This is a genomic window from Mesorhizobium sp. B2-7-2 (assembly GCF_006440775.1).
GTDB lineage: Bacteria > Pseudomonadota > Alphaproteobacteria > Rhizobiales > Rhizobiaceae > Mesorhizobium.
The window spans coordinates 53,403-71,071 of sequence record NZ_VFTZ01000001.1 but is presented as its reverse complement, the minus strand read 5'-3'; the positions used below and the strand labels follow the sequence as shown (position 1 = coordinate 71,071).

Sequence of the window (17,669 nt, the reverse complement as noted above, 5' to 3'; positions counted from 1 at the left end):
GCCGGCCGCGCATACCATGCTTTCGGGAACACAGAACATGTCTGGGAAACCGGATGGGAGGCACTGTGAGTGCAAATCATGACAGGGCGAACCTGCTCGAGGTTCGCGGCCTAACCAAGATATTCGGCACGCTGACGGCGTGCGATCACATCGATCTCAATATCGCAAAAGGCGAGATCCACGCGCTGCTCGGCGAGAACGGCGCCGGCAAGTCGACGCTGGTCAAGATGCTGTTCGGATCGCTCGAGCCGAACTCGGGCGAGATCTTCTGGGACGGCAAGCCGGTCAAGATCACCAGCCCGGGCGCGGCCAAGAAGCTCGGCATCGGCATGGTGTTCCAGCATTTCTCGCTGTTCGAAGCGCTGACCGCGGCCGAGAACATCGCGCTTTCGCTCAATGACGGCTCGCCGATCAGCAGCATCGCCGCGAAGGCGAGGGCATTGTCCTACAGCTATGGCCTGCCGCTCGATCCGGATTCGCTGGTCGGAGACCTTTCGGTCGGCGAACGCCAGCGCATCGAGATCATCCGTTGCCTCTTGCAGACACCGCAGCTCATCATTCTCGACGAGCCGACTTCGGTGCTGACGCCGCAGGAGGCCGACAAGCTGTTCGAGACGCTGGAGCGCCTGCGCGCCGAAGGCAAGTCGATCCTCTACATCTCGCACCGGCTGGAAGAGGTCAAACGCATCTGCGACCGCGCCACGGTGCTTCGCCACGGCAAGGTTGTCGGCCATTGCAACCCGCGCCAGGAGACCGCCGCATCGCTCGCCCGCATGATGGTCGGCAGCGAGGTGAAGGCTGTGGTCCGCGCGCCGGCCGAAGGCATCGAAACGGCGCCGGCGCTGCTGGAAATCCGCAGCCTCAGCCGCAAGCCGGCGACGCCCTTCGCCATCCCGCTCAAAAACATCAACCTCACCGTGCGCGCCGGCGAAGTGATCGGCATCGCGGGTGTGGCCGGCAACGGCCAGGGCGAGTTCTTCGAATCCGTGTCCGGCGAAGTGCTGCAGCAGGATACCGGTTCCGTGCGCATCCGCGGCAAGGACGCCGGCGGCCTTTCGATCACCGGCCGGCGACTAATGGGGGCCGCCTTCGTGCCGGAAGAGCGCCTCGGCCATGGCGCAGCACCCCGCATGAAGCTTTCGGAGAACCTGCTGCTCTCGCGCCATGCCACCGACGGCAAGTCGTTCGTCGGCTCGGGCGGCATGGTCAAGAACAGCGCCGTTTACAGCGCCGCCCAGCGCATCATTACAGCCATGGACGTGCGCAAGAGCGCGCCCGATCCGGAGGCCGCCGCGCTGTCGGGCGGCAATCTGCAGAAATTCATCGTCGGGCGCGAGCTCGACCGCAAGCCGAGCGTCATGATCGTCAACCAGCCGACCTGGGGCGTCGACGCCGGTGCTGCCGCTCACATCCGCCAGGCCCTGATCGAGCTTGCCCGCAGCGGCTCCGCGGTCCTGGTCATCAGCCAGGATCTCGACGAATTGTTCGAGCTGTCGGACGCGATCGCCGTCATGCACAACGGCGAATTGTCGACGCCGCTGCCGATTGCCGAGGCGACTTTCGAGAGGATCGGCCTGTTGATGGGCGGCGCCGAGCCCGGCCACGCCGAACACAGGATGGAGGTGGCATGATGCGCATCGAACTCGTCAAACGCCCGCAGCGCTCGGCGCTGTTCTCGATGCTGTCGCCCTTCATCGCCTTCGCGCTGACGATCATTGCCGGCGCCATCATGTTCGCCTTGCTCGGCGTCAATCCGCTCAACGCCTTCGAGATCTATTTCGTCGAGCCGGTCAGCCAGGTCTGGCAGTTGCATGAGCTGGCGATCAAGGCAGCGCCGCTGATCCTGATCGCGGTGGGCCTTTCGGTCTGCTACAGGGCCAATATCTGGAACATCGGCGCCGAAGGCCAGTTCATTTTCGGCGCGATCTTCGGTTCGATCATCCCGGTGCTGTTCCCGCAGTTCGAAGGCCCGCTGGTGATCCCGCTGATGCTTCTGCTCGGTATGGTCGGCGGCGCCTTTTACGCATCGATCCCGGCGCTTTTGAAGACCCGATTCAGCACCAACGAGATCCTGACCAGCCTGATGCTGGTCTATGTCGCGCAGCTTTTCCTAGACTGGCTGGTGCGCGGCCCGTGGCGCGATCCGCAAGGCCATGGCTTCCCGCAGACGATCCAGTTCGGCGACTCGGCGGTGCTGCCCGAGCTGATGCCCGACGCCGGCCGAGCCAATTGGGGCTTTGTCTTCGCCTTGGTTGCCGCCGTGCTGGTCTGGCTGATGATGAGCCGCATGCTGAAAGGCTTCGAGGTGCGCGTGCTGGGTTCCAGTCCAAGGGCAGGGCGCTTTGCCGGCTTCGGCTTCAACCGGATGGTGTTCTTCGCTTTCCTTCTGTCCGGCGCGTTGGCCGGTCTGGCAGGCATCTCCGAGGTCTCCGGCGCCATCGGCCAGCTGCAGCCGGTGATCTCGCCTGGCTACGGCTTCACCGCCATCATCGTCGCCTTTCTCGGCAGGCTCAATCCGCTTGGCATCGTGGCCGCGGGCCTGGTGCTGGCGCTGACCTATCTTGGCGGCGAGGCGGTGCAGAGCGCGCTCGGTATTTCCGACAAGGTGGCGCGCGTGTTCCAGGGCATGCTTTTGTTCTTCGTGCTCGGCTGCGACACGCTCATCCATTACCGCATTCGCCTGATCGGCATGGCGCTGACGAAGCCGAACGGGGCGGCGCAGCTCGAAGCGGCGCCCAAGCTCGAGGAGGCTCGCTGATGGACATCACCGTCAACATCCTTTTGACCATCGCGACCGCCGCGACGCCGCTCCTGATCGCGGCGATCGGCGAGCTGGTGGTCGAGCGCTCGGGCGTGCTCAATCTCGGCGTCGAGGGTATGATGATCGTGGGCGCCGTCGGCGGCTTCGGCGCCGGCTACCTCACCGGGTCGCCGTGGATCGGCCTGCTTGCCGCAATCATCGTCGGCGCGCTGTTCTCGCTGCTGTTCGCCGTCATGACGCTGTCTCTCGCGACCAACCAGGTGGCGACCGGCCTGTCGCTGACGCTGCTCGGGCTCGGCCTCTCCGGCATGATCGGCACCAGCTTCGTCGGTCAGCCGGGCGTGAGATTGCCCAATTTGGATATCCCGGGGATCAGCTCGATCCCGGTAGTCGGCAAGCTGGTCTTTGGCCAGGACCCGGTGTTCTACATCTCGATCGCGTTGACCGCGGCGGTAATGTGGTTCCTGTTCAAGACGCGCACGGGCCTGACGCTTCGCTCGATCGGCGACAGCCATACGTCGGCGCATGCGCTCGGCATCAAGGTCATTCGCTACCGCTATCTCGCCGTGATCTTTGGCGGCGCCTGCGCCGGTCTTGCCGGCGGCCACCTGTCGCTGGTCTACACGCCGCAATGGGTGGAAAACATGAGTGCGGGTCGCGGCTGGATCGCGCTGGCGCTGGTGGTGTTCGCTTCCTGGCGTCCGTGGCGGGTGCTGGCCGGCGCCTATATCTTCGGCGCAGTGTGGATCGGCCAGCTTCATGCACAAGCTTTTGGCATTCCGGTGCCTTCGCAGTTTCTTTCTTCGCTGCCCTATCTGGCAACCGTCGTGGTTCTCGTTCTAATCTCGCGCAACAAGCGGCTGACGATGATGAACACGCCGGCTTCGTTGGGGCAGCCATTTGTTCCGGATCGTTGACAACAACAAAAAGACGGGAAGCTCCAAGGCTTAACTCAGAGAGGTAACACAATGAAAAAACTGCTTATTGCGTTGATGACCACGGCCGCGGCCCTGTCCCTGGCGGCAACCGCCCAGGCCGCCGACAAGCTCAAGGCCTGCTGGGTCTATACGGGTCCGATCGGCGACTTCGGCTACTCCTATCAGCACGACCAGGGCCGGCTCGAAGTCGAGAAGGCGCTCGGCGACAAGGTCGAGACCGCCTATCTCGAAAACGTCTCGGAAGGCCCGGACGCCGACCGCGCTTTCGAGCGCCTGGCGCGCGAGAAGTGCAAGATCATCTTCGGCACCTCCTTCGGCTTCATGGATGCCGAAGTGAAGGTCGCCAAGAAGTTTCCCAAAGTGATGTTCGAGCATGCTACCGGCTTCAAGACCGGCGACAATCTCGGCATCTACAATGCGCGCTTCTATGAAGGCCGCTATGTGCTGGGCCAGATCGCGGCAAAAGAATCGAAGAAGGGCCTCGCCGGCTACATCGTTTCCTTCCCGATCCCGGAAGTGGTGATGGGCATCAACTCCTTCATGCTCGGCGCGCAGTCGGTCAATCCCGACTTCAAGGTGAAGATCGTGTGGGTGAATTCCTGGTTCGACCCCGGCAAGGAAGCCGACGCCGCCAAGGCGCTGTTCGACCAGGGCGCCGATATCATCGTCCAGCACACCGACTCGACCGCCGCTCTGCAGGTCGCCGAGGAGCGCAAGCTGCACGGCTTCGGCCAGTCGTCCGACATGATCAAATTCGCACCGCACGCGCAGCTGACCTCGCTGACCGACGAATGGGGCCCGTATTATATCAGCCGCGTCCAGGCGGCGCTCGACGGCACCTGGAAGCCCGACAATGTGTGGCTCGGCATCAAGGACGGCGCTGTCAAGCTCGCCCCCTACACCAACATGCCCGACGACGTGAAGGCGATGGCCGAGGCGACCGAGAAGAAGATCGCCGGCGGCTGGAACCCCTTCACCGGACCTGTCTCCAAGCAGGATGGTTCGCCCTGGTTGAAGGACGGCGAGGTCGCCGACGACGGCACGCTGCTCGGCATGAATTTCTACGTCAAGGGCATCGACGACAAGCTGCCGCAGTAAGCGGCAAATCGCTGAACCGAAACGAAAAGGGCGCCACAGGCGCCCTTTTTTAAGCTGCGTGGGTACGCGTGGGCTGTCAGACCGCCGAGCCGTAAAGGTCGTAAGCGTCGGCGCGGTCGATCTTGACGGTGACGATCTCGCCGGCGCGCAGCGGCCGCCGCGACTGGATGTGCACGGAGCCGTCGATCTCCGGCGCGTCGTATTTGGTACGGCCTTTGCCGGATGTGCCATGCGCCTCGTCGATCAGCACCGGCAGGCGCTTGCCGACTTTCTTGGCCAACTGCGTAGCCGAAATTTTCTGCTGGCGCTGCATGAAGCGGTGCCAGCGCGCTTCCTTGACCTCCTGCGGCACCTGCTCCAGTCCGAGATCGTTGGAGCGCGCGCCCTTGACCGGCTCGTATTTGAAGCAACCGGCGCGGTCGATCCTGGCTTCGTCCAGCCAGTCGAGCAGCATCTCGAAATCGTCCTCGGTCTCGCCGGGGAAGCCGACGATGAAAGTCGAGCGGATGGCGAGATCCGGGCAGATGTCGCGCCAGCCACGGATGCGGTCCAGCGTCTTTTCGCCATGCGCGGGGCGTCGCATGTTCTTCAGCACCTGTGGCGAAGCGTGCTGGAAGGGAATGTCGAGATAGGGGAGGATCTTTCCCTCCGCCATCAGCGGAATGACGTCGGCGACGTGCGGGTAGGGGTACACATAATGCATGCGTATCCAGATGCCGAGCTTGCCGAGCTCCTCGGCAAGGTCGAGGAATTTCGCCCGCACCTCGCGATCGCCAAACATCGACGTCTGGTACTTGATGTCGATGCCGTAGGCGCTGGTGTCCTGCGAGATGACCAGTATCTCCTTGACGCCGGCCTTGGCGAGCTTTTCGGCTTCGCGCAGCACGTCCGCGGCCGGGCGCGAGACGAGATCGCCGCGCAGCGCCGGGATGATGCAGAAGGTGCAGCGATTGTTGCAGCCTTCGGAAATCTTCAGATAGGCGTAGTGGCGCGGCGTCAGCTTCACGCCCTGCGGCGGCAGCAGGTCGATATACGGATCGTGGCTGGGCGGAGCCGCCTCGTGCACCGCCGCCATCACGCTTTCATAGGCCTGCGGGCCGGTGATCGCCAACACGTTGGGATGCTTCTCGCGGATGACCTCCGGCTCGGCGCCGAGGCAGCCGGTGACGATGACGCGGCCGTTCTCGGAAAGGGCGGAGCCGATGGCGTTGAGCGACTCGTCGCGGGCGGAATCGAGAAAGCCGCAAGTGTTGACGACGACGAGGTCGGCGCCGTCATGCTTGCGTGCGATCTCGTAGCCCTCGGCACGCAGCCGCGTGATGATGCGCTCGGAATCAACGAGCGCCTTCGGGCATCCAAGACTGACGAAACTGACGCGTGGGGCGGACATAAATTTGTTTTCCAAGAGATGAGGGCGAGATCGAGGAGCCTCAGGCTCCGAAGATCGATCTAGGGCGCGCGGCTTTGAGCCATTTCGCGCGGCGCAATAGCACGCTTCGGCACAGAAGCAAACCTGCCAGCCGGCCACGACAAGAGGCGATGCGGCAGATGCTCGCCTTGAAAGAACGTCAGTGGCCGTCCGATCCGAACCAGGGCGCCAGGAAAGCAAAATGGTCGGGAAACTGCTGCACGGCGCCTCCCAGAAGCATGTTCACCGCGACATAGAGGATGATCAGCAGGCCGACATAGGCGATCCAGCGGTACTTGTGCAGCAGGCGCGCGACGAAGGATGCGGCAAAGCCCATCAGCGCGATCGAAAGGACCAGCCCGATGATCAGCACCGTCGGATGCTTCATGGCTGCGCCGGCGACGGCGAGCACGTTGTCGAGCGACATCGAGACGTCGGCGATGACGATCTGCCAGGCGGCCTGCGAGAAGGTCTTGCGCGGTTTGCCGGCGATTTTGCCGTCCTTGTTATAATCGCCGTTCGACAGCGCTTCTGTCGCGTCGCGCTCATCCTCGTGGCTGACGCGCAGCTCGCGCCACATCTTCCAGCATACCCACAGAAGCAGGAGCCCGCCGGCGATGAGCAGCATCGGGCCGATGCTCAGCAGCCATTGCGTGATCAGGGCAAAGACGATGCGCAGGACGGTGGCTGCCGCGATGCCGACCAGGATGGCACGCTTGCGTTGATCGATGGGAAGGCCGGCTGCCGCGAGGCCGATCACAATTGCGTTGTCGCCGGCAAGCGCGAGATCGATCGCAACGACCTGGAGGAGAGCCGAAAGGCCTGCGGCAGTGAATATTTCCATCGACTAGAAATCCTTGCCTGAAATGAGCGTAGCCCTTTACCCGGACGGGCCTAAAGGCGCGGTCCATCGGCGTCAAGACGCAGGGTTGGACATCGCCGGAAAACAAGGCCGGCAGCGCAATCCCTCAACGATTTAGAGTGGTAGCCGGCAAGCTGGCGAGGACGAAAACTAGAGCGTTTCACCGTTTCACGGAAACGGCGAACCACTCTATCTCTTTGTTTTGACGCAATTCCGGACGGGAAACCGCTACGCACTTTCCCTGGAATTGCTCTAGTCGTAGAGATTGTATTTGGCCCAGTCGGATTCCGGGATTTCGTCGCCGATCTTGTAGCGGAACTGCAGCACTTGCATATGGTCCGGCGCGGTCTGGCATTTGAACTTCAGCCGGTACCATTGGCCATTGCTGCGGAAGGCGGCGCCCGAGCTCTTGATGGCATCGGCGCTCATCTGCGGCGTGGCGAAGGCGTAGGCCACGACGCGGTCGGCCTTGTAGTTGCGATCGTCGTGGCTGATCCGGTCGAGCACCTCGGCGTCACAGCGCTGCTCGAGGCGAGTCTCAGGATCGAGTTTCATCAGGCCGGCGCGCAACGCATTGTCCATCGCCTTGGCCGGCAAGACCGGCGCCAGCGACGCCAGAACCATCAGGCAGAGCTTTTTCATGGGCGCGACAAGCAGCATATTTTGTCCGATAAATCAAATAAACGCTGCTTTACCAACAGTCGATCGCCAGCGCCGCTTCGCTTCCAACGAATGCACCGTCTGCAACCCTTGAGCGCCTCAAGCTGCAGGCTCGCTAATATGCGTGGAACGTCTATGTCGTCGATGCCGGAATCCACGGATTTCAGGCAACTGAACCAGTCGGACTTGCGCCTCCTGGCGGTCGCGAAAAGGCTGGTCACAACGCGTTGTCCATGCTGGGTTACATGTAACTATTGCGGAGAATGGCTCATGGCATCGGCAAGAAGGGCAAAGTCCACGCATGTGAAGGTGCAGGAACATCGGGAGCGGCTACGCGCCCAGGGCCTGCGGCCCATCCAGATTTGGGTGCCGGACGTGCGCGCCGCGTCGTTTAAGTCCGAGGCGCACCGACAGTCGGCGGCGGTGGCCGCGAGCGCCCGTGCGGCCGAGGATCAGGCGTTCATGGACGCGGTATCCGATTGGGACGATGAATGAGGCGGGGCGAGGTCTGGACCGTCTCCGGCGGCAGGGATTATGCGGGCAAGCCGCGCCTTGTCGCCATCGTGCAGGATGATAGCTTTGAGGCCACGGATTCGATCACGGTCTGCGCGTTCACCACGGACCCGACCGATGCGCCGCTATTTCGGCTTCCGGTGGAGCCGAACGAGAGCAACGGGCTGCGCTCTCCTTCCCGGCTGATGGTGGACAAGATCACCTCGGTTCCGAAGTCGAAGGTCGGCGACCGGATCGGACGGCTCGACGAAGAGGCTATGGTTCGGTTCAATCAGGCGGTGATGGTCTTTCTCGGCCTGACGGTATCGCCGAGGCCTGGCCGGAAAGGGGAATGATGGGCGCGCGTCGGTGCCCCCCTGTATCCGGCAATCGTGCCTGCCGCCTTGCGCCTGTCTTTGCCCGCCACGGCGCTCCGTGCGCGGTGTCCACTCAGGGGTGCCGAAATGGCGGAGGGAGTGGGATTCGAACCCACGGTGAACTTGCGCCCACGCCGGTTTTCAAGACCGGTGCCTTAAACCGCTCGGCCATCCCTCCATCGTGATCTTCACGAGGCGCTTGGTCCTGCCGACATCAAAGCCCTGCCGGCAGGAACGCAAGCGCCCCATGCTCTAGTGCGCTGTGCAAAGATCTGTCAATCGCGGGAATGGCTCAATCCATCGCTTGCGTAGCCGGAACGGGGGCGGAAAGCGGTTCGGCGCATTGACAATGACGTCATGACCCTGCCAATCTCAATCTGCTAATATTTCAAACAGGGGGACAATCGTGAAGAAAGCCTACGAGAAACCCGTACTGACAAAGCGTGAGATGCTGTCTCGTGCGACGGCCCAGCAGGTGCTATCCAACCTGGAATAGCGCACAAACCGTTACTCTTATTCGGATTGGACGCGCCGGCGATCTTATGGCCGGCGCTGTTGGCAGCCAAGAATACTCGAACGAGCACGGACTTTCCGAGCGACGGTGTCACCGCCTCTCGCCATAATCTCGCCCTGTTGCGGCCATAATCGATTAACATCGTGATAAGCAATTCCTGTGCAAAAGGGATTGGGGATCAAGGTGTTGGCCTGGCGGGCGACTTCTGGCCCCGTCTGGTGACAGCACGGTAGGGGACAATCGAAGACATGCAGACTCCGACGCGCCCGCGTCTTCGTCGCGCTTCTGCTTTCGCCCTGTGTGCCCTTTCGGGGCTGCTGCTGGCTGCCTGCGCCTCGCAACCCGAACCGAAGGGGATGGTCTACAGGAAGGGCCGCTCCAAGGAATATTTCGCCGAATCCGAATATGGCGTGAAGGCGAGCCCGCGTGTCCAGTTCATGCGGCGCGGCGGCGGCCGCGACCAGCTCGGCAAGCCCTATCAGGTGCGCGGCAAGTGGTACTATCCCAAGGAAGACAAGGGCTACGCCAAGGTCGGCCTGGCTTCCTGGTACGGCGATGCGTTTCATGGCCGCCTGACCGCCAATGGCGAAGTCTATGACATGACGCATCTGACGGCGGCGCATCCGACGATGCCGCTGCCGAGCTATGCCCGCGTCACCAATCTGGAGACCGGCAGCTCGGTCATCGTGCGCGTCAACGACCGCGGCCCCTATCACGAAGGCCGCATCATCGACGTTTCCGAACGCGCGGCGCAGATGCTCGATTATGCCAAGGTCGGTACGGCCAGGGTCAAAGTGGAATATGTCGGCCGCGCGCCGCTCGACGGCGATGACGACCAGTACCTGGTGGCCTCCTACCATCCCGGCAACAACCGGCCGGATCCTTCGGACGGCCTGCCGAGCGGCGTCATGGTGGCCATGAACGGCCCGTCGCCGAGCGTGCCGGTGGGGGCGTCGCCGGCGGCCGCGCCGTTTCCGGGCGAGTTGACCAATTCGGGGCAGGCCTTTGCAGCGCAGCCGGGGCTTTCGGATCAGCCGGCCGCATTCGCTGTCCAGGGCGCTGGTGATGTCATGCTGCCGGATTTCGGCCCGATCGTGCCGGAACGGCCGGATTTCACGCTTCCGCTGAACTCGCCCTTCGCCATGGCCTCCCTGTCTTACGCGGATGAGCGGGTAGAGCGCGCCGACGTCTTTGCCGCGCTCGATTCCGGCGGCATGTCGCCGGCTGATATCCTGCGTTCATGGAAGAAATCGAACCGAGAGCTACAGACGCCTGCGTCCGACTACGTCGCTGCCGGTTCCTTCGACGAGGCCGCGAAGGCAAAGCGCGTGGCCGCAGCGCTCGAGCCGTTCGGCCGGACCGAGATCCAGCGCACCGAGCTCGACGGAAATGACTGGTATGCGGTCAATGTCTATCCGGACGGCCATGGCAGCGTCGACGACCTGCTCCAGGCAGCCTGGTCGCATGGCGCGCCGGACGCGCTAGTTGTGCGTAACTGATCAAATTCGCGCTGCCCGTTGATCCGGCCGAAAAAACCCTGATAGCTTGGCCGCGGGGTAGTCTTTGCGCATTCTGGAGCGGCTCTACGCTTTTCCGGGTTGCTCAGATCGGGTCGACATTTCATGCAGTTCCGCATTTTTCCGCCTTTCGCCAGCCTTCTGGGATTGGCGCTGGTGTTGCTTTGCGCCGCCCCGGCCAGCGCGCAACTCTTCGAGACCAAGGCGGCGCAGGCGTTCATGATCGATGCCGACACCGGCACCGTGCTCTTCGCCAAGGACCCCGACAAGCCGATCCCGCCCGCCTCGATGGCCAAGCTGATGACGATGGAAATGGTCTTCAACGCCATCAAGTCGAAGCGGATCACGCTCGACGACACTTTCGTCGTCAGCGAAAACGCCTGGCGCACCGGCGGCGCGCCGTCCGGTACCTCGACCATGTTCGCCAAGCTCAAATCCGAGGTCCGCGTCGAGGATCTGATCCAGGGCGTCACCGTGCAGGCCGCCAATGACGGCTGTATCGTGCTCGCCGAGGGCATGGCGGGCTCGGAAGCGAATTTCGCCGCGCAGATGACCGATCGCGCCCGCCAGCTCGGCCTCTCGAAATCGACCTTCGTCAATTCGACCGGCCTGCCGGCCGACGGGCAGCAGACGACGGTGCGGGAGCTGACGATGCTGGCGCTGCATCTGTGGCGCGACTATCCCGAGTTCTTCCACTATTACGGCCAGCCGGACTTCACCTGGAACAAGATCTCGCAGAGGAACCGCAATCCGCTGATCGCCATGGGCATCGAAGCCGACGGCTTCGTGGCCGGCGCCAGCGAGCAGGCGGGCTTCGGCCTAGTCGGCACCGTCGGCCACAACGGCACGCGCGTGATCGCCGCCCTCAGCGGACTGGCCAATGACCGCGAGCGCTCCGAAGAGGCGCGCAAGCTGCTCGAATGGGGCTCGCGGTCATTCCAGAAGACCGAGATCTTCGCCAAGGACGAGGTGGTTGGCGAAGCGCAGGTTTTCGGCGGCGCCAAATCCGGCCTGGCCTTGAAAGCGAAAGGTCCGGTAGACATCTTTCTGCCGATCGCCAACCGCGACAAGCTGACCGCCAGGATCGTCTACCAGGGTCCGGTGTCGGCACCGGTCGAGGAGGGGCAACCGGTCGGGGAATTGCGCGTTTGGATAGGCGAGACGCTGAGCCAGCAGACGCCGCTCTATGCCGCCGAGTCGGTTAAGGTGGGCACGCTGCCGCAGCGCGCGTTCGACGCAGCCAAGGAACTCGCTGTCGGCTGGCTACGTCAGAAACATTTGTGATCGGGCAAGTTCGTGGACCTTTTGTCGGACGGGAGCTATGACAGCGGCCAGCACGGGCAAAGGCAATCTCGATTGGCGAGCGGATTTTTCATCACCTTCGAGGGCGGCGAAGGAGCAGGCAAGTCGACGCAGATCGAGCGGCTGGCGCGGCGCATGCGCGCCAAGAAATACGAGGTCCTGGTCAGCCGCGAACCGGGTGGATCGCCCGGCGCCGAGGCGGTAAGGCATGTGCTTCTGTCCGGGGCGGCCGAACCGTTCGGCCCGAAGATGGAGGCGATCCTGTTCGCCGCCGCGCGCTCCGACCATGTCGAGCAGGTCATCCGGCCTGCGGTCGAGCGCGGCTCGATCGTGCTGTGCGACCGTTTCATCGATTCCTCTCGCGTGTACCAAGGCGTCACCGGCGGGCTCGATGCCGATTTCATGAAGGCGCTGGAGGCGGTGGCCATCAACGGCATGATGCCCGACATGACGCTGATCTTCGACATCGACCCCGCTGAAGGCCTGAAGCGGGCCGCCGCGCGGCGCGGCGCCGGTGACGCCGCCGACCGCTTCGAGAAGGAGACCCTGGCCATCCACCGGCGGCGGCGCGAGGCTTTCCTGGCCATCGCCGCGGCGGAGCCGGAGCGCTGCATCGTCATCGACGCTTCCGCCGATCCCGACACGGTGGAGAACGTCGTCACCGCCGCCGTCTTCGCGGCGCTGGAAGAGCGGATGCCGGCGCAAAGGATTGAGACGGCGCCGGCATGATCTTCGAACGTATCGCCCCCGAACAGCACGACACGCTGGACGGCGTACCCGAGCCTGCCGAAACGCCGCGGCTGATCGGCCACGCATCGGCGGCAGGGATGCTTGCCAGCGCCTACCGCGCCGGCAAGCTGCCGCATGCGCTGATTTTCGCCGGGCCGCAGGGTATCGGCAAGGCGACGCTGGCGTTCCACATGGCGCACCATCTTCTGAGATATCCGGATTTCAAGACGGCGCCCGACACGCTTGCCGTTCCCGATCAGGCCTCCTCGCTGTTTCGCCAGATCGCCACCGGCGCGCATCCTTCGGTGCTGCATCTCACCCGTCCGGCCAACGAGAAGACCAAGAGCTTCAAGACGGTGCTGACCGTCGACGAGATCCGCAAGGTCAGCCGCTTCCTGTCGATGACCTCGCATGACGGCAGCTACCGGGTCGTCATCGTCGATCCGGCCGACGACATGAACACCAACGCCGCCAATGCCTTGCTCAAGAATCTCGAAGAGCCGCCGGCGCGCACCCTGTTCATTCTGGTGGTGCATGCGCCCGGCAGCCTGTTGCCGACGATCCGCTCGCGCTGCCAGATGGTGCGGCTGGCGCCTTTGGCCGCCGACGAGCTGATGGCGGTGCTGGAAAATGTCGAACCGCCGCCGCCGGAGGATCCGGGCGCGCGCGCAGCGCTGGCCGAGCGGGCAGGGGGCAGCGCCCGCAACGCGATCCTGCTCACCCAATATGGCGGGCTGGAGATCGCCGGCGCGCTCGACACGCTGGTGGCGGCTAGGAAGCCCGACATTGCCGGCGCCCATCGCCTTGCCGAAGCCGTGGCGGGACGCGATCAGGCGATCCAGTTCGACATCTTCAACCGCCGCGCGCTTGATCTTCTTTCGACGGCCGCCAGTGACGCCGCGCTGGCCGGCGATCTCGCCCGGGCCAAAACCCTGTCCGAGGCTTGGCACGAGGCGCTGAACACGATATCTGAGGCTGAGACCTACAATCTCGACAAGAAGCAGCACGCCCTGACCATGATCGACCGCCTGAATTCTGCGATGCGAATGTGACGGCTCGTTCGATGCATGCCGTTGGCCCAGTTTTGGGCGGCATGCATTAGCCTCGGGATGGCAATCGACGTTCCGATGCGATATCCACCGCCACAACTCACATTCAGATATTCATGACGGTTCATTCATGTCACGCGATACATTCTACATCACGACCGCGATCTCCTACCCGAACGGCAAGCCGCATATCGGCCATGCCTATGAGCTGATCGCCACCGACGCGCTTGCCCGCTTCCAGCGGCTGGACGGCAAGGATGTATTCTTCCTGACCGGCACCGACGAGCACGGCATCAAGATGCTGCAGACGGCGCGCAAGGAAGGCATCCCGGCGCGCGAGCTTGCCGACCGCAACTCGGCCGAGTTCAGGCGCATGGCCACCGCGCTCAACGCTTCCAACGACGATTTCATCCGCACCACCGAGGAGCGGCATTACGCATCCTCCCAGGCGATCTGGAAAGCGATGGCCGCCAACGGCGATATCTACAAGGGCGGCTATGCCGGCTGGTATTCGGTGCGCGACGAGGCCTATTACGGCGAGGAGGAGACCGAGGTCCGCGCCGACAATGTCCGCTACGGGCCGCAGGGCACGCCGGTGGAATGGGTCGAGGAAGAGAGCTATTTTTTCCGGCTGTCGGCCTACCAGGACAGACTGATCGCGCTTTACGAGAGCCAGCCCGATTTCATCGGTCCGGCCGAGCGCCGCAACGAGGTGATGAGCTTCGTCAAATCGGGGCTGAAGGATCTGTCGGTCTCACGCACCACTTTCGACTGGGGCGTGCCGGTGCCGGGCGACGAAAAGCACGTGATGTATGTGTGGGTCGACGCCTTGACCAATTACATCACCGGCGTCGGCTATCCCAATGAAAACGATGAGAAATGGCGGTTTTGGCCAGCGGACGCGCACATCATCGGCAAGGACATCGTGCGCTTCCACGCCGTCTATTGGCCGGCCTTCCTGATGTCGGCGGGAATCCCGTTGCCGAAGCGCGTCTTCGGCCATGGCTTCCTTTTCAACCGCGGCGAGAAGATGTCGAAGTCGGTCGGCAACGTCATCGACCCGTTCACGATGGTCGAGCACTACGGCGTTGATCAGGTGCGCTATTTCTTCCTGCGCGAGGTGCCGTTCGGCCAGGACGGCAATTACAGCCATGAGGCGATCGTCAACCGCACCAATGCCGACCTTGCCAACGGTCTCGGCAATCTTGCGCAGCGCTCGCTGTCTATGATTGCCAAGAACTGCGGCGGCAAGGTGCCGGCGCGCGGCGACCTTACCGAGGCCGACACTGCGATCCTCGACCAGGCGATCGAAGCGCTGGCCGTTTCTCGTCGGGCGATGAGGGAGCAGGGCATCCATCTGGCGCTGGCGGCGATCTTCGGCGTGGTGGCCGAGGCCGACCGCTATTTCGCTTCGCAGGAGCCCTGGGCGCTGAAGAAGACCAATCCGGAGCGCATGGAAACCGTGCTGTGGACGACGGCCGAGCTGGTGCGCCGGGTGACGCTGCTTTGCCAGCCCTTCATTCCCGGATCGTCCGCCAAGCTGCTCGACCTGTTGGCCGTGCCCCCTGAGAGCCGCGCTTTCGAGCACGTCCATGCCGACCACGCGCTGGAGCCAGGCACTGCCTTGCCTGCGCCGGAGGGCGTGTTTCCGCGCTATGTCGAGCAGGATGGCAATAGCTGATGCTGGTCGACAGCCATTGCCATCTCGACTTTCCGGACTTCGCCGAGGAGCGGACGGCCATCGTCGCCCGCGCTCTCGCCGCCGGGATCGGGCGCATGGTGACGATCTCAACGCGCGTGAGACGATTTCAGCAGGTCCTTGAAATCGCTGAATCTTTCAATGAGGTCTATTGCTCTGTCGGCACCCATCCGCACAATGCGGCGGAAGAGCTCGACGTCACCACTGACGAGCTGGTGCGGCTTTCCGGCCATTCCAAGGTGGTGGCGATCGGCGAAGCCGGGCTCGACTATTACTATGACAAGGCGCCGCGCGATGCGCAGGCACAAGGTTTTCGCACCCATATCGCGGCCGCGCGCCGGACCGGCCTGCCGCTGGTCATCCATTCGCGCGATGCCGACGACGACATGGCGGCGATCCTCGAGGACGAAACAGGGAAGGGCGCCTTCCCCTTCATCCTGCACTGTTTTTCGTCCGGACGCAGGCTGGCTGAAGTCGGCGTGGCGCTGGGCGGCTATGTCTCCTTCTCCGGCATCCTGACCTTCAAGAACTCTGCCGAGCTGCGCGCCATCGCCGCCGATGTCCCGCGCGACCGGCTGCTGGTCGAAACCGACGCGCCCTACCTTGCGCCGGTCCCGCATCGCGGCAAACGCAACGAACCGGCCTATGTGGCGAACACGGCCAGGGTGCTCGCCGAGACCATCGGCGTCAGCGAGGCCGAGATCGCGGATATCACCACCGGGAACTTCTTCAGGCTGTTCACCAAGATGCCGCGTCCCGAAACGGCTTCGGGCTGAGGCATGAGCGACCGGCTGCGCTTTACCGTTCTTGGCTGCGGCTCATCGCCCGGCACGCCGCGCATCACCGGCGATTGGGGCAATTGCGACCCCAAGAACCCGAAGAACCGGCGCATGCGCACGGCCGCGCTGGTCGAGCGGATTGCCGCCAACGGCGCGCGTACCACGGTCGTCATCGACACCGGGCCGGATTTCCGCGAGCAGATGCTGCTGGCCTCCGTCAAGCGCATCGATGCGGTCGTCTACACGCATCCGCATGCCGACCACATCCACGGCATCGACGATCTGCGCGGCTATGTGCTCGAGCAACGCCATCGCATCGACATCCATGCCGACGAACCGACCATGCTGCGGCTGCGCCAGGCGTTCGGTTACTGTTTCGAGACGCCGCCAGGCAGTTCCTATCCGCCGATCGTCGAGTCGCATCTTATCGACCACGCCAGGCCGGTCGTGATCGAAGGCGAGGGGGGCACCCTCACCCTCGAGCCGCTGCCGCAGTTCCATGGCGACATCATCTCGCTCGGCTTCCGCATCGGCGGGCTTGGCTATTGCCCTGATATCAGCGGCTTCCCGGACGCCACCGTTGAGCGTTTGCGCGGCCTCGACACGCTGGTCATCGATGCGCTGCAGTACAACACCCATCCCAGTCATCTGTCGCTTGGCCAAGCGCTGGAGTGGATCGAAAAGCTGACGCCGAGGAACGCCGTGCTGACCCATATGCATGTGCCGCTCGACTACGCCGTCGTGATGGCCGAGACGCCGGAGCACGTGGTGCCGGCCTATGACGGTATGGTGATCGAAATTCCTTACGAGTCAGAGCGGTAGCTACAGCTGTTCACTTCGGTGTTCACTCGTTCGGGCTGAACGGAGGGCTAGTTTGTGGTTCAGAATGTTTTTGTTTTGCTCCTCGGCTTCCCTGGTGTCGGTAAGCTGACGATAGCCCGAGAACTTGGCGCGGCGCTTCCAGCCCGTGTGATCGATAATCACTGGATCAACAATCCAATATTGGCACTGTTGGCCGATGACGGGCTCGGCAAATTGCCTGATGCCGTCTGGGAGCAGACGGCAAAGGTTCGCCAGGCGATCCTGGACACGATCGCAACCCTTTGCGCGCCCGCTGCCAACTTCATCTTCACGAACTCCGGGATCCAAGAGGACGCGAGAAGCTTGGCGTCCTATGAGCAGTTGAAAGATGCCTCAGACCGGCGACGCGCGCTCTTCGTGCCTGTGCGCCTGCTCTGCGACGAGGATGAGTTGGTTCGTCGCGTGACATCACCAACTCGACGTGACCGTCTCAAATCGATCGACCCGGAAGCCGCGCGCCGGCGCAGCCGCATGGCGAGTGTCCTTGATCCCAAGCACCCGAACAGTCTGACGGTCGATGTGACGGCGATCAGCGTAGAGGAGGCCACCAAGAAGATCCACGAACATGTCAAAGGCCTCGTTGCCCTTTCCGTGTCGGATACGATAGTTCCATAATCTATCTT

At 63.3% G+C, this 17,669-nt stretch carries 17 protein-coding genes and 1 tRNA gene; 14 read left to right on the top strand and 4 right to left on the bottom strand.

Annotated elements, in window-relative coordinates:
- The first annotated feature begins 53 nt into the window (after positions 1 to 53).
- Genes FJ425_RS00355 through FJ425_RS00340 form a run of 4 tightly spaced genes read left to right on the top strand, consistent with a single transcriptional unit; the run spans position 54 to position 4,797 of the window.
- Positions 54 to 1,631 carry an ABC transporter ATP-binding protein gene (locus FJ425_RS00355; protein WP_181175729.1) on the top strand — a complete coding sequence of 526 codons (1,578 nt, stop codon included), beginning with the start codon at positions 54 to 56 and terminating at the stop codon, positions 1,629 to 1,631.
- On the top strand, positions 1,628 to 2,758 hold the full coding sequence (locus tag FJ425_RS00350; RefSeq protein WP_140720908.1) for an ABC transporter permease: 1,131 nt from the start codon (positions 1,628 to 1,630) through the stop codon (positions 2,756 to 2,758). The genes FJ425_RS00355 and FJ425_RS00350 overlap by 4 nt, the downstream gene beginning before the upstream one ends.
- Positions 2,758 to 3,678, top strand: a complete 921-nt coding sequence (locus FJ425_RS00345; RefSeq protein ID WP_140720905.1) for an ABC transporter permease — start codon at positions 2,758 to 2,760, stop codon at positions 3,676 to 3,678. The genes FJ425_RS00350 and FJ425_RS00345 overlap by 1 nt, the downstream gene beginning before the upstream one ends.
- A 51-nt stretch (positions 3,679 to 3,729) precedes the next feature.
- On the top strand, positions 3,730 to 4,797 hold the full coding sequence (locus FJ425_RS00340; RefSeq protein WP_140545690.1) for a BMP family ABC transporter substrate-binding protein: 1,068 nt from the start codon (positions 3,730 to 3,732) through the stop codon (positions 4,795 to 4,797).
- 76 nt (positions 4,798 to 4,873) lie between these two features.
- Here FJ425_RS00340 and rimO read toward each other — a convergent pair whose 3' ends face one another.
- From rimO to FJ425_RS00320, 3 genes are all read right to left on the bottom strand, one after another.
- A complete protein-coding gene (gene rimO / locus FJ425_RS00335; RefSeq protein ID WP_140720902.1) occupies positions 4,874 to 6,187 on the bottom strand; it encodes a 30S ribosomal protein S12 methylthiotransferase RimO in 1,314 nt (437 codons plus the stop codon).
- Positions 6,188 to 6,365: 178 nt separating this feature from the next.
- On the bottom strand, positions 6,366 to 7,049 hold the full coding sequence (locus FJ425_RS00330; RefSeq protein WP_140545688.1) for a TerC family protein: 684 nt from the start codon (positions 7,047 to 7,049) through the stop codon (positions 6,366 to 6,368).
- A gap of 270 nt (positions 7,050 to 7,319) precedes the next feature.
- On the bottom strand, positions 7,320 to 7,727 hold the full coding sequence (locus FJ425_RS00320) for a DUF930 domain-containing protein (RefSeq protein ID WP_140720899.1): 408 nt from the start codon (positions 7,725 to 7,727) through the stop codon (positions 7,320 to 7,322).
- Between the two features lie 270 nt (positions 7,728 to 7,997).
- On the opposite strand from FJ425_RS00320, the gene FJ425_RS00315 reads away from it, so the two are divergent.
- Positions 7,998 to 8,222 carry an antitoxin MazE family protein gene (locus FJ425_RS00315; protein WP_140545687.1) on the top strand — a complete coding sequence of 75 codons (225 nt, stop codon included), beginning with the start codon at positions 7,998 to 8,000 and terminating at the stop codon, positions 8,220 to 8,222.
- Positions 8,219 to 8,575 carry a type II toxin-antitoxin system PemK/MazF family toxin gene (locus FJ425_RS00310; protein ID WP_140720897.1) on the top strand — a complete coding sequence of 119 codons (357 nt, stop codon included), beginning with the start codon at positions 8,219 to 8,221 and terminating at the stop codon, positions 8,573 to 8,575. Before FJ425_RS00315 ends, FJ425_RS00310 begins: the two co-directional genes overlap by 4 nt.
- A 109-nt stretch (positions 8,576 to 8,684) precedes the next feature.
- Here FJ425_RS00310 and FJ425_RS00305 read toward each other — a convergent pair.
- Positions 8,685 to 8,774 (bottom strand) — tRNA-Ser (locus tag FJ425_RS00305).
- Between the two features lie 584 nt (positions 8,775 to 9,358).
- Between FJ425_RS00305 and FJ425_RS00300 the strand changes: the two genes are divergently transcribed.
- From FJ425_RS00300 to FJ425_RS00265, 8 genes are all read left to right on the top strand, one after another.
- On the top strand, positions 9,359 to 10,609 hold the full coding sequence (locus FJ425_RS00300; RefSeq protein WP_140720894.1) for a septal ring lytic transglycosylase RlpA family protein: 1,251 nt from the start codon (positions 9,359 to 9,361) through the stop codon (positions 10,607 to 10,609).
- A gap of 123 nt (positions 10,610 to 10,732) precedes the next feature.
- Positions 10,733 to 11,911 (top strand): D-alanyl-D-alanine carboxypeptidase family protein, encoded by a 1,179-nt coding sequence (locus FJ425_RS00295; RefSeq protein ID WP_140545684.1) that lies wholly within the window; start codon positions 10,733 to 10,735, stop codon positions 11,909 to 11,911.
- A 72-nt stretch (positions 11,912 to 11,983) separates the two neighbouring features.
- Positions 11,984 to 12,658: a dTMP kinase gene (tmk, locus tag FJ425_RS00290; protein ID WP_140636683.1), complete on the top strand. Its 675-nt coding sequence runs from the start codon at positions 11,984 to 11,986 to the stop codon at positions 12,656 to 12,658.
- Positions 12,655 to 13,710, top strand: coding sequence for a DNA polymerase III subunit delta' (locus tag FJ425_RS00285; protein ID WP_140636685.1), 1,056 nt, complete (start codon positions 12,655 to 12,657; stop codon positions 13,708 to 13,710). Before tmk ends, FJ425_RS00285 begins: the two co-directional genes overlap by 4 nt.
- A 127-nt stretch (positions 13,711 to 13,837) precedes the next feature.
- Positions 13,838 to 15,388, top strand: coding sequence for a methionine--tRNA ligase (metG, locus tag FJ425_RS00280; RefSeq protein ID WP_140720891.1), 1,551 nt, complete (start codon positions 13,838 to 13,840; stop codon positions 15,386 to 15,388).
- The gene (locus FJ425_RS00275) at positions 15,388 to 16,182 is read left to right on the top strand and encodes a TatD family hydrolase (RefSeq protein WP_140636689.1); all 795 of its coding nucleotides are present in this window, start codon (positions 15,388 to 15,390) and stop codon (positions 16,180 to 16,182) included. The genes metG and FJ425_RS00275 overlap by 1 nt, the downstream gene beginning before the upstream one ends.
- Before the next feature lie 3 nt (positions 16,183 to 16,185).
- Positions 16,186 to 17,007 (top strand): MBL fold metallo-hydrolase, encoded by an 822-nt coding sequence (locus FJ425_RS00270; RefSeq protein ID WP_140636691.1) that lies wholly within the window; start codon positions 16,186 to 16,188, stop codon positions 17,005 to 17,007.
- A 54-nt stretch (positions 17,008 to 17,061) separates the two neighbouring features.
- Positions 17,062 to 17,661 carry a chloramphenicol phosphotransferase gene (locus FJ425_RS00265; RefSeq protein ID WP_140720888.1) on the top strand — a complete coding sequence of 200 codons (600 nt, stop codon included), beginning with the start codon at positions 17,062 to 17,064 and terminating at the stop codon, positions 17,659 to 17,661.
- Positions 17,662 to 17,669 lie beyond the last annotated feature (8 nt).